This is a genomic window from Paenibacillus sp. P46E (genome assembly GCF_001909095.1).
In the GTDB taxonomy this organism is placed as follows: domain Bacteria; phylum Bacillota; class Bacilli; order Paenibacillales; family Paenibacillaceae; genus Paenibacillus_AQ; species Paenibacillus_AQ helianthi.
Genome location: NZ_LVYZ01000066.1, coordinates 97,948 through 115,838 on the forward strand (window position 1 = coordinate 97,948; position 17,891 = coordinate 115,838).

16 protein-coding genes are annotated in these 17,891 nt (G+C 53.9%); 1 reads left to right on the forward strand and 15 read right to left on the reverse strand.

Translation table 11 applies throughout. From position 1 onward, the window contains the following. Positions 1-111 precede the first annotated feature (111 nt). The 9 genes from A3849_RS24900 to A3849_RS24940 all read right to left on the reverse strand — a co-directional run bounded on the left by A3849_RS24900 (position 112) and on the right by A3849_RS24940 (position 10,511). The gene (locus A3849_RS24900) at positions 112-1,395 is read right to left on the reverse strand and encodes a M20 family metallopeptidase (protein WP_074113804.1); all 1,284 of its coding nucleotides are present in this window, start codon (positions 1,393-1,395) and stop codon (positions 112-114) included. Positions 1,396-1,479: 84 nt separating this feature from the next. Then, entirely contained in the window at positions 1,480-3,081 is a 1,602-nt protein-coding gene (locus tag A3849_RS24905; protein WP_178382794.1) for an ABC transporter substrate-binding protein, read from the reverse strand. Between the two features lie 105 nt (positions 3,082-3,186). After that, on the reverse strand, positions 3,187-4,086 hold the full coding sequence (locus A3849_RS24910; protein WP_256700905.1) for an ABC transporter permease: 900 nt from the start codon (positions 4,084-4,086) through the stop codon (positions 3,187-3,189). Positions 4,087-4,117: 31 nt separating this feature from the next. Beyond that, complete coding sequence (locus A3849_RS24915) at positions 4,118-5,128, reverse strand: ABC transporter permease (RefSeq protein ID WP_178382795.1); 1,011 nt, start codon at positions 5,126-5,128, stop codon at positions 4,118-4,120. Positions 5,129-5,381: 253 nt separating this feature from the next. Next, a complete protein-coding gene (locus tag A3849_RS24920) occupies positions 5,382-6,908 on the reverse strand; it encodes a PucR family transcriptional regulator (RefSeq protein ID WP_074113807.1) in 1,527 nt (508 codons plus the stop codon). Positions 6,909-7,169: 261 nt separating this feature from the next. Next, a complete protein-coding gene (locus tag A3849_RS24925; protein ID WP_074113808.1) occupies positions 7,170-7,820 on the reverse strand; it encodes an aspartate/glutamate racemase family protein in 651 nt (216 codons plus the stop codon). Positions 7,821-7,871: 51 nt separating this feature from the next. Beyond that, complete coding sequence (locus tag A3849_RS24930; protein ID WP_074113809.1) at positions 7,872-8,816, reverse strand: aminopeptidase; 945 nt, start codon at positions 8,814-8,816, stop codon at positions 7,872-7,874. A gap of 16 nt (positions 8,817-8,832) precedes the next feature. Continuing rightward, positions 8,833-9,501, reverse strand: coding sequence for an AroM family protein (locus tag A3849_RS24935; RefSeq protein ID WP_178382796.1), 669 nt, complete (start codon positions 9,499-9,501; stop codon positions 8,833-8,835). A 59-nt stretch (positions 9,502-9,560) separates the two neighbouring features. After that, entirely contained in the window at positions 9,561-10,511 is a 951-nt protein-coding gene (locus tag A3849_RS24940; protein WP_074113811.1) for a DUF1177 domain-containing protein, read from the reverse strand. A 298-nt stretch (positions 10,512-10,809) separates the two neighbouring features. On the opposite strand from A3849_RS24940, the gene A3849_RS24945 reads away from it, so the two are divergent. After that, complete coding sequence (locus A3849_RS24945) at positions 10,810-11,847, forward strand: serine hydrolase domain-containing protein (RefSeq protein WP_074113812.1); 1,038 nt, start codon at positions 10,810-10,812, stop codon at positions 11,845-11,847. Positions 11,848-12,072: 225 nt separating this feature from the next. Here A3849_RS24945 and A3849_RS24950 read toward each other — a convergent pair whose 3' ends face one another. The 6 genes from A3849_RS24950 to A3849_RS24975 form a co-directional block, all read right to left on the reverse strand. Further along, the gene (locus A3849_RS24950; RefSeq protein ID WP_074113813.1) at positions 12,073-13,404 is read right to left on the reverse strand and encodes a pyrimidine-nucleoside phosphorylase; all 1,332 of its coding nucleotides are present in this window, start codon (positions 13,402-13,404) and stop codon (positions 12,073-12,075) included. Further along, on the reverse strand, positions 13,404-14,267 hold the full coding sequence (locus A3849_RS24955; protein ID WP_083613652.1) for a purine-nucleoside phosphorylase: 864 nt from the start codon (positions 14,265-14,267) through the stop codon (positions 13,404-13,406). The genes A3849_RS24950 and A3849_RS24955 overlap by 1 nt, the downstream gene beginning before the upstream one ends. Positions 14,268-14,330: 63 nt before the next feature. Next, complete coding sequence (locus A3849_RS24960; protein ID WP_074113814.1) at positions 14,331-15,155, reverse strand: purine-nucleoside phosphorylase; 825 nt, start codon at positions 15,153-15,155, stop codon at positions 14,331-14,333. Between the two features lie 31 nt (positions 15,156-15,186). Beyond that, positions 15,187-16,365 carry a phosphopentomutase gene (gene deoB / locus A3849_RS24965; RefSeq protein WP_074113815.1) on the reverse strand — a complete coding sequence of 393 codons (1,179 nt, stop codon included), beginning with the start codon at positions 16,363-16,365 and terminating at the stop codon, positions 15,187-15,189. Positions 16,366-16,549: 184 nt separating this feature from the next. Next, positions 16,550-17,443, reverse strand: a complete 894-nt coding sequence (xerD, locus tag A3849_RS24970) for a site-specific tyrosine recombinase XerD (protein ID WP_074113816.1) — start codon at positions 17,441-17,443, stop codon at positions 16,550-16,552. Positions 17,444-17,598: 155 nt separating this feature from the next. Then, positions 17,599-17,832, reverse strand: coding sequence for a DUF4227 family protein (locus A3849_RS24975; RefSeq protein WP_074113817.1), 234 nt, complete (start codon positions 17,830-17,832; stop codon positions 17,599-17,601). Positions 17,833-17,891 lie beyond the last annotated feature (59 nt).

Consider the following 17,891-nt stretch of genomic DNA (forward strand, 5'->3'; position numbering starts at 1 on the left):
CTTCATCCCTCCCGGCGGTAGATTTATATACACTGTAGAAGTTGAACTTTGGATTTTAATCGTAACATTAATACTACTCACGGGTTTAGCGTGAAATTTTGCCAGTCAGCTTTACTTTTCGTTCTCATCGACTCCGAGATACTTCAGCGCAGTCAACGCATATACTTTGGCGCATTGGATGATCTGCCAGACTGGCGCTTTTTCATTGAAGTTATGAATGGTGGACAGCTCGGCCGGGCCGTATTGCAGCACAGGAATCTGGTGGGTGCGGAAATGACGCGCATCGCTGGACGCCCATTGCAGGACACCGTAGGCATCCTCGCCGCTTACCTCACAGATGCTCTGAACCAGATCGCTGACAATCGGCTCTTCTGTAGACGTCCAGTTGGCATTGCCCTGGAAGCCGAAGCCTTTGACCTCGGACTCGATCCCCGCTTCAAGCAGCAGCGAACGCGCGCGGTCCAGCACATCCCGGTAATCGACGCCAAAAGGAACCCTCGAATCCACCTGTACCGTGCACCGGTCAGCCACCACGTTGACCTTGGTTCCGCCCTGAATCGTACCGATGTTGACGGTCACATGATCGAACACCTGATAGGCGATGGAGCCGTCCTGCTCACGTTCCTTCACATAATCCTGGGAAATGCGGATGATCTCCATAACCTCCTCCGGAATATCCGGCTTGATGTCCCATAAACGCTGCAGGGCTTCAATCCCCTTGGCCGCTTTGACAATCGCACTCTCGCCCACAACGGGGGCCAAGCTGCCATGTCCAGGCGTGCCTTCCACCGTGAATTCGAACCAGCAGCTGCCTTTTTGCCCGATTGTCGGGTTCAGCGGACCGGAAGGCTCGGCAATAACTGCTGCCGTTCCTGCAACCAGCCCGCGCTCAAGCACCCACGGCACACCAAGGTGACCGCCTGTTTCTTCATCCGGTACCACCAGCAGCGCCAGATCACCTCGCAGCGGAACACCCAGTCTGGACAGCAGCCCCATGCCGAAGATGAGTCCGGCCAATCCGGCTTTCATATCAGAGGCGCCTCTTCCCAGCAGATAGCCATCGATGATGTCGCCGCAGAACGGGTCGAAATCCCAGCGGGACAGATCCCCGGCAGGGACCACATCGGTGTGTCCGCAGAAGATTAGTTTTTTATCGGAAGGCTCATCGGCCCCGGTTTTCAATGTGGAGACAAGGTTCAGCATCGTTTCGGTGGCCGGATGCACCTCTGTGTCTATTCCTGACTGCTTCAGATATTCCATTATAAAGCTGCTTATGTCCCGCGAGTCACCCGGCGGATTCTCGGAGGGAAAACGGATCAGCTGCGAGCACAGCTCCAGCAATTGCTCTTGCTCGGCATCGATCGCGCTCAGCACTTTGCTTTTCCAGTCTGTCATGGGATTTTGTCTCCTTTATGTCCTCGTAATTTGGAAAAAGAGGGACCGCAGCCCGAAAGGCCCGTCCGCTCTTTTTGAAATCTGCTATTCCTGAATCGACAACGGGTAGAAGCGGATGACTTCATCCGGGTAGAATGCATAACCGCTAATCTTGTTACTCATGCCGACAATTCGGTTGTATTCATACAGATAAGCCCAGGGTGCTTCGCTCGTGATGATCTCTTGAGCCTGCTTGTACAGCTCCCCACGTTTGGCTGCATCAGTCTCGGTATTGGCTTGTTCCCACAGCTTGTCTACTTCGGCATTCTGGTAGTTATTGTAGTTGGAGGAGCCTTTGCCGTACATCAGGAAGCCGAGGTGATAACCCGGATCGTTGACAAAAGAAGTCCATTTGGAGATATACGCCGTCAGATTCTTTGTTTTCTGCTGCTCCAGAAACTGGGCGCGGGCCAGCTTGTTGATGTTCATGGTGACACCGATTTTGGCCAGTTCTGCCTGGATCAGCACTGCATCATCTTCCCAGTCATCGAAGCCGGAACCGAGCGTGAAGTCAAAGGTAAATCCTTTTTCGTAGCCTGCTTCCTTAAGCAGTTCCTTGGCTTTGTCCAGATTATGTTCATAGACGTAGCCTGCATCCGTGAAGCCCGGCGTATTGCTGGCTACCGAACTCTTCATTTGTTTGGCTTGTCCATACATGACACCTGTCAGCAGCTCATCGTAAGGAATCGCATAGTTGATGGCCTGGCGGACCTTTTCGTTGTCAAAAGGCTTCACTTTGTTGTTCATTGCAAAATAGAGAATCCGGTTGCTCGCATTGGAGGCTATGGTCAGATCGGTGTTAGCCTTCAGGGTGCCAACATCCTTCGGAGGAATTTCGATCGACATATCCACATCACCTTTGTCCAGCAGCAGTACACGGTTGGAGGCTTCCTTGGTGAACTTCAGCGTCACCTTACCGAGCTTCGGCGCACCCTGCCAGTAGTCTTCGTTCGGGGTGAAGACCGCTTCTGTGGCCGGGTCCCATTTCTCAAGTGTGAACGGGCCGGAGCCGGCAGCATTCGTCTTAAGGTAGTCTGCACCTTGTGCTTCTACGTTCTTCTGGTCCACGATGGAGAAGGTGTACATCGCCATAATTTGCAGGAAATTATGATTGGCATTAGTCAGGGTGATTTCAACGGTGGAATCATTAACGGCGGTAACGGACTTGATCGCAGCCATGCCGTAGAGGAAACTGCCTGAGCTGGACTTCGCCACACGGTCAAAGGAATACACGACCGATGCCGCATCCACCGGATTGCCGCTCTGGAACTTCACTCCGGATTTCAGTTTCATGGTATAGACAGTATTGTCGCTCGACACTTCCCAGCTCTCGGCAAGCATCGGCTGAATGTCTTCGGTGTTGGCGATATTTGCACCATTTTCTGTCTTGATGCCGTAGGTGACAAGCTGGTCATAAGCCGCAAGCACCAGGGTATCGGAAGTCAAATCGTTGGCTTCCGCCGGATCGAGTGTAGTGCCGCCTTCGGAATACGCGACTGTCAGGAAAGGCTTCTCTGCAGCCGCGGGTGCTGCGGTTCCCTCAGCCGCCGAAGTGGCAGCAGGTGTCTTCGGGTTGGCGCTGCTTGCGCAGCCGGCCAGCATGATTGAAAAAGCGACGAGTGTGGACAGCAGTTTTACTCTTTTCATCAATAATTCCTCCCTTTTCTATCCTGGCTACAAACACATTGCTGCTGATTTATCTATACCGGGCTATTCATCGGCGAGAGACGGACTCAGCCGCCAGCGCTCCTCTTATTTGCCCGAACGCAACCGTGGATCAAGGACATCTCGGAAACCATCGCCGAGCAGATTAAAACCAAGAATGGAAGTGGCAATCCCGAGGCCCGGGAAGGTGACCAGCCACCACTGGCCGGAGATAATATACTCTCTGCCTTCGGAGATCATCGCCCCCCACTCGGCAATCGGCGGTTTGACGCCAAGGCCGAGAAAGCTGAGGCTGGAGGCTGTCAGGATGGCGAAGCCCATCCCCAGTGTAGCCTGGACCATCAACGGAGCTAAGGCGTTCGGGAGAATGTGCCGGTACAGGATTACCGAGTTCTTCACTCCGATGGCCCGGCTCGCTTCCACATACTCCTTCTCACGGAGCGAGACGGTCTGGCCGAACATCAGCCGCGCAAACTCCGGGATGCCGACGATGCCGACGGCGATCATCGCACTGGTCAGGCCCGCCCCTATCGAAGCAGCGATCGCCATGGACAGCACCAGCGACGGGAAGGAGAGCAGAACATCCATCAAGCGCATAATTATGGTCCCAGTCCGTCCGCCATAGTAGGCGGCTACCCCGCCAAGCGGGACACCGATCAGAAACGAAATGGCTACGGCGATCAGGCCGGTCCAGATGCTGATACGTGCTCCATAGAGCACCCGGCTGAAAATATCCCGCCCGAAATTGTCCGTTCCGAACCAATGACTGCCGGAAGGTGCCTGCAACTTGTTCGCCATGTCCGTAATATAGGGATCATGCGGCGCAATCCAGGGCGCAATCAGGGCGGTAATGGTCCAGATGAGGATAAAGACAAGTCCGATCGCGGCCAGACGGTTATGCAGAAGCAGAGTGAACAATGTTTTGGGTTTATGAACAGCTGCAGGTAATGAAGGATTGCCCTGTGCTGAGTGTGCTGCCGTGCTCAATGGAAATCTCCTCCTTTTACGGAACATCCGATTATTCATAGCGGATTCGCGGATCTATGAGGCCGTAGATCAGATCAACCGCGAGGTTGATGCCGCAGTAGAGTATGGCGCTGACCAGCGTGAAGGCCTGAATCGGTGCGTAATCCGCAGCCAGTATGGAATCCGTAACATAGCCGCCGATGCCCGGCCAGGAAAAGATCGTCTCCGTGATTACCGCACCGCCCATCAGGTATCCGAACTGCAGTCCGAGAACAGTAAGCGTTGGAATCAGTGCGTTGACCAGCGCATGCTTATAGATAACGGCTGATTCCTTGAGTCCTTTGGCCCGTGCGGTCCGGACGAAGTCCTGATCCACGACCTCCAGCATGCTGGAGCGGGTCATCCGGGCTACGATGGCCATCGTGCCTGTGCTGAGGCAGATCGCCGGAAGCACCAGATGGACGATACTGCTTTTTAACGCGATGATATCTCCAGATAAAAGGCTGTCCAGGACGTAGAGCCCGGTAATATGCGACGGCGGATTGAGGTCACCGCTGATTCGTCCCATCGGGGCAGGCGCCCAGCCAAGAATGGAATAAAAGATATAAATGAACATTAGGCCCAGCCAGAAGATCGGCACACACGCACCAATCAGTGAGAAGACACGTGAGATGTGGTCGAGAATCGACTCCTTGCGGGTTGCGGCAATGATGCCTACTGGAATCGCCACTACAATTGCAATTAGAATGCTCGCAAGCGTCAGTTCCAGGGTCGCCGGGAACCGCGTAGCCAGATCACTCGCTACGGAATGTCCCGTATGATAGGCATAGCCGATATTCCCCTGGAACAGCTGTCCGAAATAGCTGAAGAATTGAATGTACAGGGGTTTGTCCAGTCCCATGTCCTGGCGGATTTTGTTGACCGTCTCCTCTGGGGCCTGTTCTCCGGCCAGCATGATTGCGGGATCACCCGGCAACACCCTGGAGAGAATAAACGTGATCACGATAATGCCGAGCAAGGCCGGAATCATCTGCACCAGTCTTTTTAGTGTGTACGCAAACAATGGTTCAACCCCCTTACGGCTCAGTTACCTTCTTGTGTTCAGCCATTTTGTACTGCAGCCGCAGATTCCATGTCAGGTACCATGCGGTTTCTTGGTTCTCTTTAGTAGTTGTGCTAATTCTACATAGAATTCGAACCCCTCACTACGTCCCGTTTAGCTAAAAAAAAGCACAACCGTTTGTCGATTGTGCACTACAACCCTGATTTTATGTAACCTTATCTGACACAACGTTCCGCTAAAATGCCATTCCAGCTTATTTTTCCTGCAGGTAGTAGTAGATCAAGCACAAATGGCAAACAAATTGCTCGCGCGGATCATTCAGATCAAAGCCCGTAATGGCGCGGATGCGCTCCAACCTGTATTTAACGGAATTGCGGTGGATATAAAGACTGTTCGCCGTCTCGATCAGGCTCCCCCGGCACTCCAGATAATGATAAAAAGTCAGGAGCATGTTGCTGTCATGCTCCTGGTCATACTGCCGAAGCTTTCCCAGCTTACGTTCGAATAAGGCAGCGAAGCCATCTCCACTTAATCCCTCCAGCAGATGGTACACCTCGATCTCTTCGTAGCGGGTCACCCCGCCTGCTCCTTGACCCAGGCGTCTTGCGACGGACAGCGCTTTGCGTGCTTCATTGTAGCTGGTCTGAATATCCCAGAGGTATTCCGAAGTTCCTACTCCCGTCCGGTAGCTGCCCAGGCCTTCTGCTTTGTCGAGCAACCAGCCCTCCAGCGTAGCCGTCCAGGATGCCTCCTTATCTCCGGCCACGCCGAATTTCCGGCCTTCCGGTGCCGGCAGGAACAGCACCGCCCGATTCGAGCGGAATTCCGCATGAGGAGTGACGCCACGTTTGCGTGCCTCCTGCTCCAGCAGCCGGTTCACCGTTTCCTCACTCGGCGCGGTCTCGCCCTCAATCACAGCAACTTCCCATTTATGCTCGGGATTCATGCCTAGCTGGCGCGCCCGCCGCTCCACTTCATGCCTGGAAGGCAAGGGGGGAGTCAGCAGCTCATCGATAAAGTTTCCGCGCAGACGGAACTCTGTATCCTCGGCTACTTTTTTCCGCATCAGCTCCAGAGCGAACACCAGGCGGGCCTGCTCAATCCCGACCTCCTCCATATCATCCAGCTGCTCCTTGTCCACCAGCAGCTTGGCTACCGTCCGCCGGTCTACATGAATGTTCCAGCTCAGCGGCTGCTCCGCCAGCGACCAGTCAAACTGGGACGGCGAAGAAACAATAATATTCCGCTCCGTATCGACTAGCGCTACAGACGCTTTTAAGAATTCAGCCACATTGTCGCTCACCGCCTGAATCCCGCTGTTCTCCAGTACCATCGTGGTCAGCGTCCGGTAGACCTCCTCCGCACGGCGCAGCAGCATGGCTTGACGGCCAAGCAGCAGCTCCATCACAGGCTGAGTGATATCCGTATATGGGATTTCCGGCGGTATCTCCACGATAGGCAGACCGCAGGCATTGCTCGCCTCAATTGCCCCTTGCGGAATTTCCTTGAGGAAACGGGCAGGCTTGATCGCCAGCGCGGCTGCACCCAATTGATCCAGGGTGTAGACCAGCTCGGTCAACAGCGATGGGTCATGGCGGATAGAGTATGCCGTGGTCAGCAGCATCACACCTTCGCTAATCCAGCCCTTCAGGTCAGGAACCTCCATAATATCCACAAAACGGACCACCCGGTCCATCCCCGAAGCGCCGCTGATGATGGTTGCCTTGGACAGAACCGGAAGCTGCATCAGCTCTCTTAAAGTAATCCCCCGAGTATTCAACGTTTCCTTCCCCCTTTTGCTGTCTTCAGTATTTCATGATTTTTCCTCAAATATGCCAAACCTCATTCCCGATAGTTTAGCAGAATTTGTCGAATAACTACAAGGGGGACGGCTTCACCGTCCTCTGCTAGAGGCGGCTTCCATTTCAGCGAGAACTAGAAGGAACCTTTACCTCATTCAATAAAATGCAAAAAAGCAGGTACCTCCCTTTGAATAAGGTGGATACCTGCTTCTTCAAGTCATATAAGGACATGCCGGCTATTACCGCCGGAGAAGCCCCGGCAGCGCAGCGGCAGACGCCGCCGCGCCGAGCGAGAGGATCGGGTCCAGTGCGCGGACCCCAAGCTTCTCCTCAAGCTCCGCCGCCAGCCCGATGGTGGCGAAGCCGGTGCAGGCCAGCACAATGGCCTCCGCTCCGCGGTCCTTAAGCCGCGCAGCTGCGGCCAGTGCACCAGCCCGCCCGCCGGGCGTGTTCAAATCAAGAGTCGTCGTGACTCCGTCCGGACGGTCCATGCCCACATAAGCTTCTCCGAGTATACTTCGTATCAAGGGCGGAACCTCCGTGAGGATGGTCAGCACTCCTACCTTGGTGGAATAAGCCATCGCCACATGTGCCGCGCAGGAACCCGCACCCAGTACTGGCACCCGAACTGCGGCTCTGGCTTCCTCCAGCGCGGGATCTGCCGCGCAGCTGATCCCGATAGCAGTGCAGCCGCTGCGTTCCAGCTCGCGGGCCAGTTCGATTATTTTGGGGACCGATTGTGCTTCTGTCTCCTCATCGAATACCCCCTGGGGCTGCTCCTGAATGCAGCGGCTCACAACGGGCAGCCCGAAGCGGCGCTCAATCAGCTCTCCGTGCAGATGAATCGCTGCTTCCTCCTCCAGTGTGATGACACGTATGATTCCCAGCATCCCTATCCCTCCTGTCCTGAAGCCTCCTGCAGTCTGACCGTCTATTCAATCTTATAGCAGTTCTCCGGCACGCATAATCAGCTTGTCATCCAAGTAGACGTCCGGCTTCATCACTACCGCATCGATGTGTACGCCTGCGGCAACAACTCCGCCGAAGGTATTGTTGCTGCCAAAAGCCACATGGATCGTGCCATAGACCTTCTCGTCCTCCAGGACTACACCGGTAATCCGCGCTTTGTTATTCGTGCCGATTCCGAATTCGCCGAGAAGCCTACCATCCCCTGCACCCAGCATCTCCAGCAGCTTGTCCCCGGCTTCACCATCCGCCGCAGTCAGGCGGCCCTGCTCTACTGTAAGCACCATCGGACTGCTCAGTGCGCCGATCCCGGCAATGGAACCGTCCACCTTGATGCTTCCTGAAGCGGTGCCTTCCAGGGGTGCGATATAGGCTTCGCCCGAAGGAAGATTGCCGGATTCTCCGGGATTCAGATATAGACCTGTACTAAGGATGCCTTCCCGTCCCTCAATGGAGAAGGACAGGCTTAATCCTTCCTTCTCGATACGGACACTGCGGCTGCCGGATAACAGCAGGGCTATCTGCTCCGTCATAACTTTAACCTGTCCATAGTCTGCGGTAATAGCACCTTGGCTGAACATATCATCGGTCATCCCTGGCATCGTGGCCACCCGGGTACCTGCTGCTGCCGCCTGCTTGCGGGCCGCCGTATGGGTCATGGAATGGGTAGTAATGCATACAGCAACATCCGATTTGGCCATTGCTTCGGCAATGGCGGCTGGCGGTTCTTCACCGGACCGGGTCCGTTCCTTCATAACCATCAGCACCGACTCGGCACCGAGCCGTTTGCCCGCCTCATAGACCGATTCGGCAAGCTCACGCTTGTCATCATCCGCCACGACAACAAGCTGCTCATGGCTGCCAAGCCCCAGGCAGTCCTTCAGGACATTCATACTGATTTCGATCCGTTGTTCACTCATGTTCGCTTCCTCCTGATTACACCATTTCAGCGATCAGCTTCCCCATCAGCGCATTGGACAACACGACAGGGACACCAGCTGAAGCCGCCCACTGTCTATGCTGCTCCACATAACCCATACAGTCAAGCACAATCAAATCTGTCTGATCCTTCAGCTTCTCCGCTGCGGCACGGAATTCCGCCTCATTTCCAGTGTATGGAGAGACGGCGGCAAAGGGCAGTGTGCTGCCGGATGCGGCAAATTTCTCGTTCAGGTTCTGCTCCTGTTCGGGAAGGGGCCCTATCAGCCCCAGACGGCGCTTGCGGGTTAAAGCCTCCACCACCGGCGGAATAATCCGGTCCGGTTCAATCAAATGGGCCCTGACTGTCCGGAGACCCGGGAATTCACCGGTGCAGAGCAGCAGAATCGTCGTAATTCCCGCCGCTTCCATGGCATCAATCTTCCCCTGGAGCACCGGCATTATCCGCTCCCTGGAGACAACAGCAGCCGAACCATCGCTCATCCGGGAGGTCAGGACATATTCTCCCTCACGTGGAGCGTAGTTCTCCTTCACTTGCGCCGGAGTGAAGCCGTCCAGTACTCCGGACTGGAGCAGCTCCGCGCGTCCTTCCAGATACTTTTCCAGGATAGGTGCTACATCAGTTCTCGGGGCTTGTCCGATAGTAATCAGTCCAAGTTGTTTCAAACTTATCCCTGCCTCCCTCCTAAGCTCAACCCTTTGGCTAAGAATCGCAGCGCACCACATCAGGCTGTAGGAACCACTGGTTTGCCGGAAGTCTGCAGTACTTTCATGGAGCCGTACAGCTCTATAATTCGCTTGAATTCTGCCATGTTATAGAACGAGCAAAGACCTTGGCTGAATTCCTTGGCCGTCTCAATGGCAAAACGGACCGCCGAAGCGATATCGACCTCATGACTCGCTCCGGTACCACAGCCCGGAACCATGGATTGGGCGGTAATGGCCAGACCGACAACCGGAGCATCTGTTGCCACTGCGGGTTGGAGAATCGAATTAATATGGTAGAGATCATTGCCATATGGAGTGATGTCCTGGGTCGTCACGGGGAAAGTAACGGGAAGCTGGCCTGTCGTCATTTCCAGAAGTCGCAGCAGATCCTCGCTCACTCGCAGGATATAGCCCTCCTTAACGGTAGGCGAAATCGCAATCCCTTTGTGATTGATCACCCGGTTGCCTTTGGTGGTGTCAATGGACAGAACCGCTTCCATCTCCGGCAGCACCTCATGTTCATTCATCTGCAGAATATCGACCGGAGAGTCCATGAAATCCACCGGCTCATGCGGCAGGGTCGGCGCATCCGGGCAAATATGTGTGGTTACCAGCACATCGCCTTGCAGAATATCTCCCTTGGATTGCATATCGGCCAGCTTCAGTGCTGAAGCTACAGCAGCTACTGCTCCATCTGCATCAGAGACAATCCCGATCCGGCCGGGACGCGCCCCGATACCGCCCAGTCTGCCCACAATGCCAAACGTTGGTGCACTGCCGCCTGCTCCTTTGCCATTACTGCCCGGGATTGTGATTTTCACGAATTCTGTGCTTCCTTTATCGCCTTCAACCTTCTTCACTGCTACCTTAACCGCAGGATACGCTGCAAATAGCTGCCTGATCTGCTCGCCATTCACATAAGCGCTGTCCATCGTGTTCAATACCGTTATCGTCTGATGAAGTGCCATTACAATTCCTCCCCGGGTGTGCTTTCTCTCAATCTGTTAGAGTTATACTATCTTAAATTCCAAACGCTCCACAATGTACCGTCCTGCCAAAACTACGATGCTTTTCTTGTCCTTTGCACATAAACCTTACGCGCAGCGTATGCTCTGCTCCAGGGGCCTATTTCATTCAGAGTCTATTAGGTAATAAACGGTTCTTAAACGAAGTAGGAGTACCTATTCAGTGGGGATCATGATAACGTGAACTATACACACCTGCATATGATGCTGCCATATGAATTACAGATCAGGAGGACTTCTTATGCTGCAAGAACAGCTGGTCACGAATATTCAATCCGAGGCTGAGGCCACAGGCTTTTCGGGAACCGTACTCGTCAAAAAAGGTAACCGTGCTGCGGCCTCTGGCGCTTACGGTTACGCCGACAAAGCAGAACAAAGACCAAACCGTCTAGGCACCCGTTTCGGCAATGCTTCCGGCTCCAAGCTGTTCACAGCGATTGCCGTCTGCCAGCTGGTAGAGCAGGGCAAGCTTGCGCACGACAGCAAAGTCATAGATATTCTGGACCAGGCGGATTTCCCCCAGTTCAGCCCTGACATCACCGTTCACCACCTGTTAACCCATAGTTCAGGCATTCCCGATTATTTTGACGAAGAGACGATGGATGATTTCGCTGCTCTGTGGATCACCCGGCCGATGTATCAGCTAAGACAGCTTAAAGACTTCCTGCCCATGTTCCAGGAGCTGCCAATGAAATTCTCGCCAAGCACCAGATTCCATTACAATAATGCGGGGTATATACTGCTCGGTCTGCTCGTGGAGAAGCTTGGCGGGATGCCATTCACGGATTATGTGGAGCAGCATATTTTTGCAGCCTGCGGAATGGCTGACTCGGGTTATTTCTCGCTTGATGCGCTACCCGGCAATACCGCACAGGGCTACCTCGTGAAAGAGGACGGAACCTGGACTACCAATATCTACTCCATCCCCGTAAAAGGAGGCGCGGACGGTGGCGCGTTCGTCACTGCCCCCGATATGCTGCTGCTGTGGGAAGGGCTGCTCGGACAGAAACTGCTGAGTCCGGAGATGACTAACCTGCTGCTTACCCCTCACATCCATGAGGACAAAGAGGAATATTACGGCTACGGGGTATGGATTACGAAGCGCAGTGGAGAGATTTATAAATATCATGTAACGGGCTACGATCCTGGGGTATCCTTCCATTCTGCATACTACCCCGCCAGTGGTACTACAGCCGCCGTCCTCTGCAACCATAGCCGTGGCGCATACAGGATTATGCAGGCCATAGAAAAGTGTCTGGACTCGCAGATGGATATGTGAAGCAGAAAACTTACGGTAAAGAAGACGTGGGGAGCTTAAGGAGCGCGTTATTGAGGGGCGGGCAGATTTCTATGATTAATTCGATTAGAAGGGCTAGCTATCTGATTTCCCAAACAACAAAAATCCGTACAGAACATAGTTGTTCCGTACGGATTTTTGTTAGGTGTATAGGGCTCTGCTGTTGTTCTAGAGCTTAGTGCATGTGGGATTTCGATCTCAACCTAATTAATACCGTGTGACCCCATCCTTGGTCACCAATGCGAAGACCAGCGGTTGCGGGGGAACCGGCTCGGCGGAAATCAGGTAAGCTTCCAGCACTTTGGCTTCCGCTTCCTGCACCTTGTTCACTCCAGCGTCGTTCACATGCAGGACAGCGAGTGTTTCGCCTGCAGCTACAGCATCCCCGACTTTCTTGGACAGCTGAATACCGACCGCCAGATCAATGACCGATTCCTTCGTTTCCCGGCCGGCACCAAGCAGCATGGCAGCGATGCCAATTTGCTCAGCCTGGATGCTCTCCACGTATCCGGCAGTTACTGCCTTCACTTCGATGAAGGTCCGTGCGGACGGCAGTGTATCGGGCGACTCCACCTGGGTAACATCTCCGCCTTGGGCCAGGACGATCTGCTTGAACTTGGCCAGTGCACTGCCATCCTCAATGTGGGACTTCAGGATCGAGCGCGCTTCGGCCTCATCCTTCGCTTTTCCCCCGAGAACCAGCATCTGACTTCCAAGTATCAGGCAGACCTCTTCCAGATCTGTAGGCCCGTGACCTTTAAGGGTTTCGATGCCTTCCTTGATTTCCAAGGCATTGCCGATGCCGTAGCCCAGGGGCTGGTCCATGTCGCTGATGACCGCAACCGTGTTACGACCCAGATGTGTTCCGATATCGACCATGGCCTGGGCCAGAGCAATGGAATCGTCCAGCGTTTTCATGAACGCGCCGCTGCCGGTTTTGACATCGAGTACAATGGCATCAGCGCCGGCGGCGATCTTTTTACTCATGACGGAGCTCGCAATCAGCGGAATGGATTCCACCGTGGCGGTCACATCACGCAGCGCATACAGTTTCTTGTCCGCTGGGGTGATATTACCGGACTGGCCGATGACGGCTGCACCGATCTCGCCAACCTGGGTGAAGAACCGTTCCCGGTCCATCTCCACAGAGAAGCCGCTGATCGACTCCAGCTTGTCGAGAGTGCCGCCGGTATGTCCCAGACCACGGCCGGACATTTTGGCGACTGGTACTCCGGCAGAAGCTACGAGTGGAGCAAGCACCACAGTTGTTTTATCGCCCACGCCGCCTGTAGAATGCTTGTCTACCTTGATGCCCGCAATCGGACTAAGGTCAACCTGGTCGCCTGACATGGCCATTTCCAGGGTCAGATCACCGGTTTCGCGTGCGTTCATCCCCTGAAAGTAGACCGCCATTGCCCAGGCAGAAATTTGATAATCCGGAATTTCACCCTTGCTGTAGCCCTGGATCAGATAAGCAATTTCTTCACGGCTCAGCTCGCCGCCGTCTCTTTTCTTCTGAATCAGATCAACTGCCCGCATTATGCCTGCACCTCACGCACAAAAGCGCGCACCAGGCCGATAAATTTCGGTTTTGTCAGGTTTGCCACCTTCACCACCTGCTCATGCGTCAGCGGCTCCAGCTCATCCCCAATAGCCATATCGGTAATACAGGTAATACCCAGCACCCGCAGCTTGCTGTGGCTGGCAACAATCACTTCCGGCACCGTGGACATGCCAACAGCATCTCCGCCGAGAAGGGCGAGCATTTTGAGCTCAGCAGGTGTTTCGTAGGTTGGGCCGCTGATTCCGGCATAGACGCCTTCCTGTAGCACCAGTGCTTCACCGTCCACACCTTTGACTTCAGCCGCCAGCTTTTTGGCCAGAACGATATATTCAGGGTCATACGCACGGGACATGTCCGGAAAACGAACACCCAGCTCCGGATCATTAGGTCCGATCAGCGGATTATCGCCGGTCATGTTCAGGTGGTCGGTAATCAGCATCAGATCCCCGGCTTTGAATGAACGGTTCATGCCGCCACCCGCATTGGTAATTACCAGTGTACCTACGCCCAGCTTAGCCATTACATATACCGGAAGTACAACTTTGCGCATGGCGTAACCTTCATAGTAATGGAAACGGCCCTGCATAATCATAACGTCTTTGCCTTCCAGCTTCCCGATCACGAACCGACCGGCATGGCCTTCCACCGTCGAACGCGGAAAGTGGGGAATTTCTCCGTAAGGCAAGTAAATGGCATCTTCAATCTGATCGCCCAGATCGCCAAGACCCGAACCTAGAATCAGACCGATCTTTGGAGCATATGCACCCAGTTTGGATTGGATATATTCAACGGCTTCTTTGACCTGCATGCCATAAGGGGTATTTGCGTGTTGTGTCATAAGTAAAATCCTCCCTATATCAATTGTGTATGGTGTAAAGTTCTGTTCAGCAGAGGCCTTAACCTACATCTTCGGAATAAACGCCAGGACCAGCTTCAAAAAGTGCTCGCGCACGCGGTCCGCCGTCTCCATTACCTCCGCATGATTCAGCGGCTGGTCCAGAATACCAGCAGCCATATTAGTGATACAGGAAATACCCAGCACCTCAATGCCGGCATGACGGGCAACAATGGTCTCCGAAACGGTAGACATCCCGACCGCATCCGCACCCTGGCGGCGAAGCATCACGATTTCAGCCGGTGTTTCGTAGTTGGGTCCAAGCAGTCCGGCATATACGCCTTCCTTAAATTCAAAACCCTGTGCTGCCGCAGCTTCTTTAGCCACTGCTATCAGACGGGGGCTGTAGGCTGTAGACATATCAGGGAAGCGCACACCCAGTGCATTGTCATTGGGGCCGGTCAGCGGATTGCGTCCGGTCAGGTTCAGATGATCGGTGATCAACATCAGATCGCCAGGCTTGAAGTCCGTGTTCACACCTCCGGCGGCATTGGTCACCAGCAGGCTGGCTACTCCCAGCTCCTTCATTACACGAACGGGAAAGGCTGTCGTTTCCGGGCCATAGCCCTCATACATATGAAAGCGGCCCTTCATCATGACCACACGGCGTCCTTCGATCATGCCGATCAGCAGTTCACCCTCATGTCCTTCCACCGTTGATACCGGGAAATGAGGAATTTCATGATAGGGAATGACCACCTCGTCGGTGATCAGATCCGCCAGCACGCCAAGACCCGAACCGAGGATGAGGCCGATCTCCGGGGCAACCGGACATTTATCTTTGATATAGATTGCAGCTTCCTGAATATTGCTCTGAGTAACTACGTTCATGATTATATTGCCTCCTAAAGGGTTTGTGGGATTACTTCAATTCCGCCAAAAAGCTTGTCCCGTACTGCGGCGCTTTCGCCCCGAAGTTGTCGGCAATTGTCGCTGCCACATCGGAGAACGTCTGCCGGATGCCGAGGCTGTCCGGGTTCTTGAACCGCGGACTGTAGACCAGCAGCGGTACATATTCGCGCGTATGATCCGTTCCGCTGTGGATCGGGTCATTCCCGTGGTCTGCCGAGAGGATCAGAAGATCGTCTTCCGTTAACGTCGACAGCAGCTCAGGCAGCGCCTGATCAAACACCTCCAAGGCATGACCGTAACCCTCTGGATCCCGGCGGTGGCCGTACAGGGAGTCGAAGTCTACCAGATTGGTGAACAGGAAGCCGTCAAAAGGCTTGCGCAGCTCTGCGATTGTAATTTCGATACCATGCTCATTGCTTTTGGTCGGATAGGAGGCCGTAACCCCTTCACCCGTAAAAATATCATTGATCTTGCCGATGGCAATTACGTCCTTGCCGATATCCTTCAGCGCATTCATTAGGGTTGGCTCCGGTGGTTTCACCGCATAGTCATGACGATTCGGCGTGCGTACGAAGTTCCCCGGTTCGCCCACATAAGGGCGGGCGATTACACGTCCCACCGAGAATTCAGGAGCCATCGTCATCTCACGGGCGATAGCGCAGGCGCGGTACAGCTCTTCCAGCGGGATAATATCCTCATGCGCAGCAAGCTGAAACACACTGTCTGCGGATGTGTATACGATCCACGCGCCTGTCTTCATCTGTTCCTCACCATACTCTACCAGTATCTCCGTTCCGGAGGCTGGTTTGTTGCCAATCACCTTACGGCCGGTAGCGGCTTCAAACTTCTCAATCAATTCAGCAGGGAAGCCGTCAGGGTAAGTATTGAAGGGAATCTCAATCTTGAGTCCCATCAGCTCCCAGTGGCCGGTCATCGTATCCTTACCTACCGAAACCTCCTGCATTTTACCGTAATATCCGGTTGGTGCAGCCACAGGTTCAAGCGGCGGCAGCGGTGCAATATTCGCAAGGCCGAGCTGCTGCAGGTTAGGAAGCTTAAGACCCGGCACCCGTTCCAGAATATGACCCAGCGTATGGGCACCTTTATCTCCAAAGCCTTCGGCATCCGGCGCTTCACCGATACCTACACTATCCAGTACAATAAATCCGATTCGTTTAAATGAGGACATTGCCGTCTTCACTCCTTTAGTAGTATGCAAGACTTGAGCCGCTGATCTTTCAAATGAGTTCCACCTGGTGGAGCCTTAGGTTTCAGTATGATTCCATCATAGCGATCTTACTCACAAAAAGCATCTTTTGCCGACTGCGGACTTGATTATTGTAAGTGATCTCTTAGCTTAAACGTGTTTCCGGTTATCTGGCCCGCGGATGATGGCTCTCATAGACATCCTTCATATTCTTACGCGCAATTCCGCTATAAATCTGTGTAGTAGAGATATCAGAATGTCCCAGCATTTGCTGCACGGAACGCAGATCAGCCCCACCCTCCAGCAGATGCGCTGCAAAAGAATGTCTTAACGTATGCGGAGTGATGTCCTGCTCGATTTGGGCTTCGCGGGCGTATTTCTTAATGATTTTCCAGAATCCCTGACGGGTCAGCCTGCCTCCCAGACTGTTCAGAAACAGGGCTGACTCATCCGTATTGCCGCGAAGCAGCTTGTCCCGCATGCCAGCCGTATACCGGGCTACACATTCAGCGGCCATCTCCCCCATGGGTACGATCCGCTCCTTGCCGGAAGATCCGGTGCAGCGCACATACTTCATATCTGTATGCACATCCTCCACATTCAGCGAGATCAGCTCGGAGACGCGGATACCAGTGGCATAGAGCAGCTCCAGCATTGCCTTATCACGTTTACCCGGGGGAGTGTCTTCACCAGGTGCTTCCAGCAGCCGTTCCATCTCTTCCACACTCAATATCATCGGAGGTTTGCTGCTTGGTTTGATTTTGTCCATATCCAGCGTAGGGTCCAACCCGATCAATCGTTCCTTCAGTAAATAATGAAAAAAAGCCCGGAGTGACACCGTGTTCCGGTTCACCGTTGCGGCTGCGCGCCCTGCTCCCCGCTGTGCTGCGAGATAGAGCATAATATGTGATCTTTTGATCTCCTCCGGCGAGGTAAGGCCCCGCTCTTCGATAAAATCCATAAACTGTGAAATGTCCCGTCCGTAGGACTCAAGTGTGCTTGGCGACAAGCCTTTGTCTTCGGACAAATACTGCATAAACGGCTGCAAATGTGACTTCATCAATCCACGCTCCTGTCTTACTCAGGCTGCTCTTCACGATTCTGCAGCATTTTAGGCATAGGGTTCGCGGCAAGCTTTTAAGGGCAGGCCATGTCAGGTCCCACCCTTGTCTTTTTCGACAGACTCTCAGCTATTTCCTGCTTATGGAGTAGCACTCACTCACCGTACCAGTAATAAAACCGCAATCTCTCCCCCGCGCCCAGTGCTTCGGGACGATGCGGAACCTCTTGGAATGCCCGGACGGCCGTTCCTTCAGGAATTTCATGTTGCTCATAAGGATTGATCCAACTGCTGATCCAGCTCATAGCATAATAGGCAAGGCAGCTCATGGCCACCAGCAGTGTCATAAAATACAGCCGGCGCATGGTCTTCGGCACAGAGACGATCATCGGGATTCCTCCTCAAAGATTTATGGAGCAAGTCAGCCCCACGGACTCGTCCTACACTC

Bases quoted from the DNA above. Each gene is read 5' to 3' on its own strand.
- A3849_RS24900 (WP_074113804.1), bottom strand. From the start codon at position 1,395: ATGACAGACTGGAAAAGCAAAGTGCTGAGCGCGATCGATGCCGAGCAA.
- A3849_RS24905 (WP_178382794.1), bottom strand. From the start codon at position 3,081: ATGAAAAGAGTAAAACTGCTGTCCACACTCGTCGCTTTTTCAATCATG.
- A3849_RS24925 (WP_074113808.1), bottom strand. From the start codon at position 7,820: ATGCTGGGAATCATACGTGTCATCACACTGGAGGAGGAAGCAGCGATT.
- A3849_RS24930 (WP_074113809.1), bottom strand. From the start codon at position 8,816: ATGAGTGAACAACGGATCGAAATCAGTATGAATGTCCTGAAGGACTGC.
- A3849_RS24940 (WP_074113811.1), bottom strand. From the start codon at position 10,511: ATGGCACTTCATCAGACGATAACGGTATTGAACACGATGGACAGCGCT.
- A3849_RS24945 (WP_074113812.1), top strand. From the start codon at position 10,810: ATGCTGCAAGAACAGCTGGTCACGAATATTCAATCCGAGGCTGAGGCC.
- A3849_RS24950 (WP_074113813.1), bottom strand. From the start codon at position 13,404: ATGCGGGCAGTTGATCTGATTCAGAAGAAAAGAGACGGCGGCGAGCTG.
- A3849_RS24955 (WP_083613652.1), bottom strand. From the start codon at position 14,267: ATGACACAACACGCAAATACCCCTTATGGCATGCAGGTCAAAGAAGCC.
- A3849_RS24960 (WP_074113814.1), bottom strand. From the start codon at position 15,155: ATGAACGTAGTTACTCAGAGCAATATTCAGGAAGCTGCAATCTATATC.
- deoB (WP_074113815.1), bottom strand. From the start codon at position 16,365: ATGTCCTCATTTAAACGAATCGGATTTATTGTACTGGATAGTGTAGGT.
- xerD (WP_074113816.1), bottom strand. From the start codon at position 17,443: ATGAAGTCACATTTGCAGCCGTTTATGCAGTATTTGTCCGAAGACAAA.
- A3849_RS24975 (WP_074113817.1), bottom strand. From the start codon at position 17,832: ATGATCGTCTCTGTGCCGAAGACCATGCGCCGGCTGTATTTTATGACA.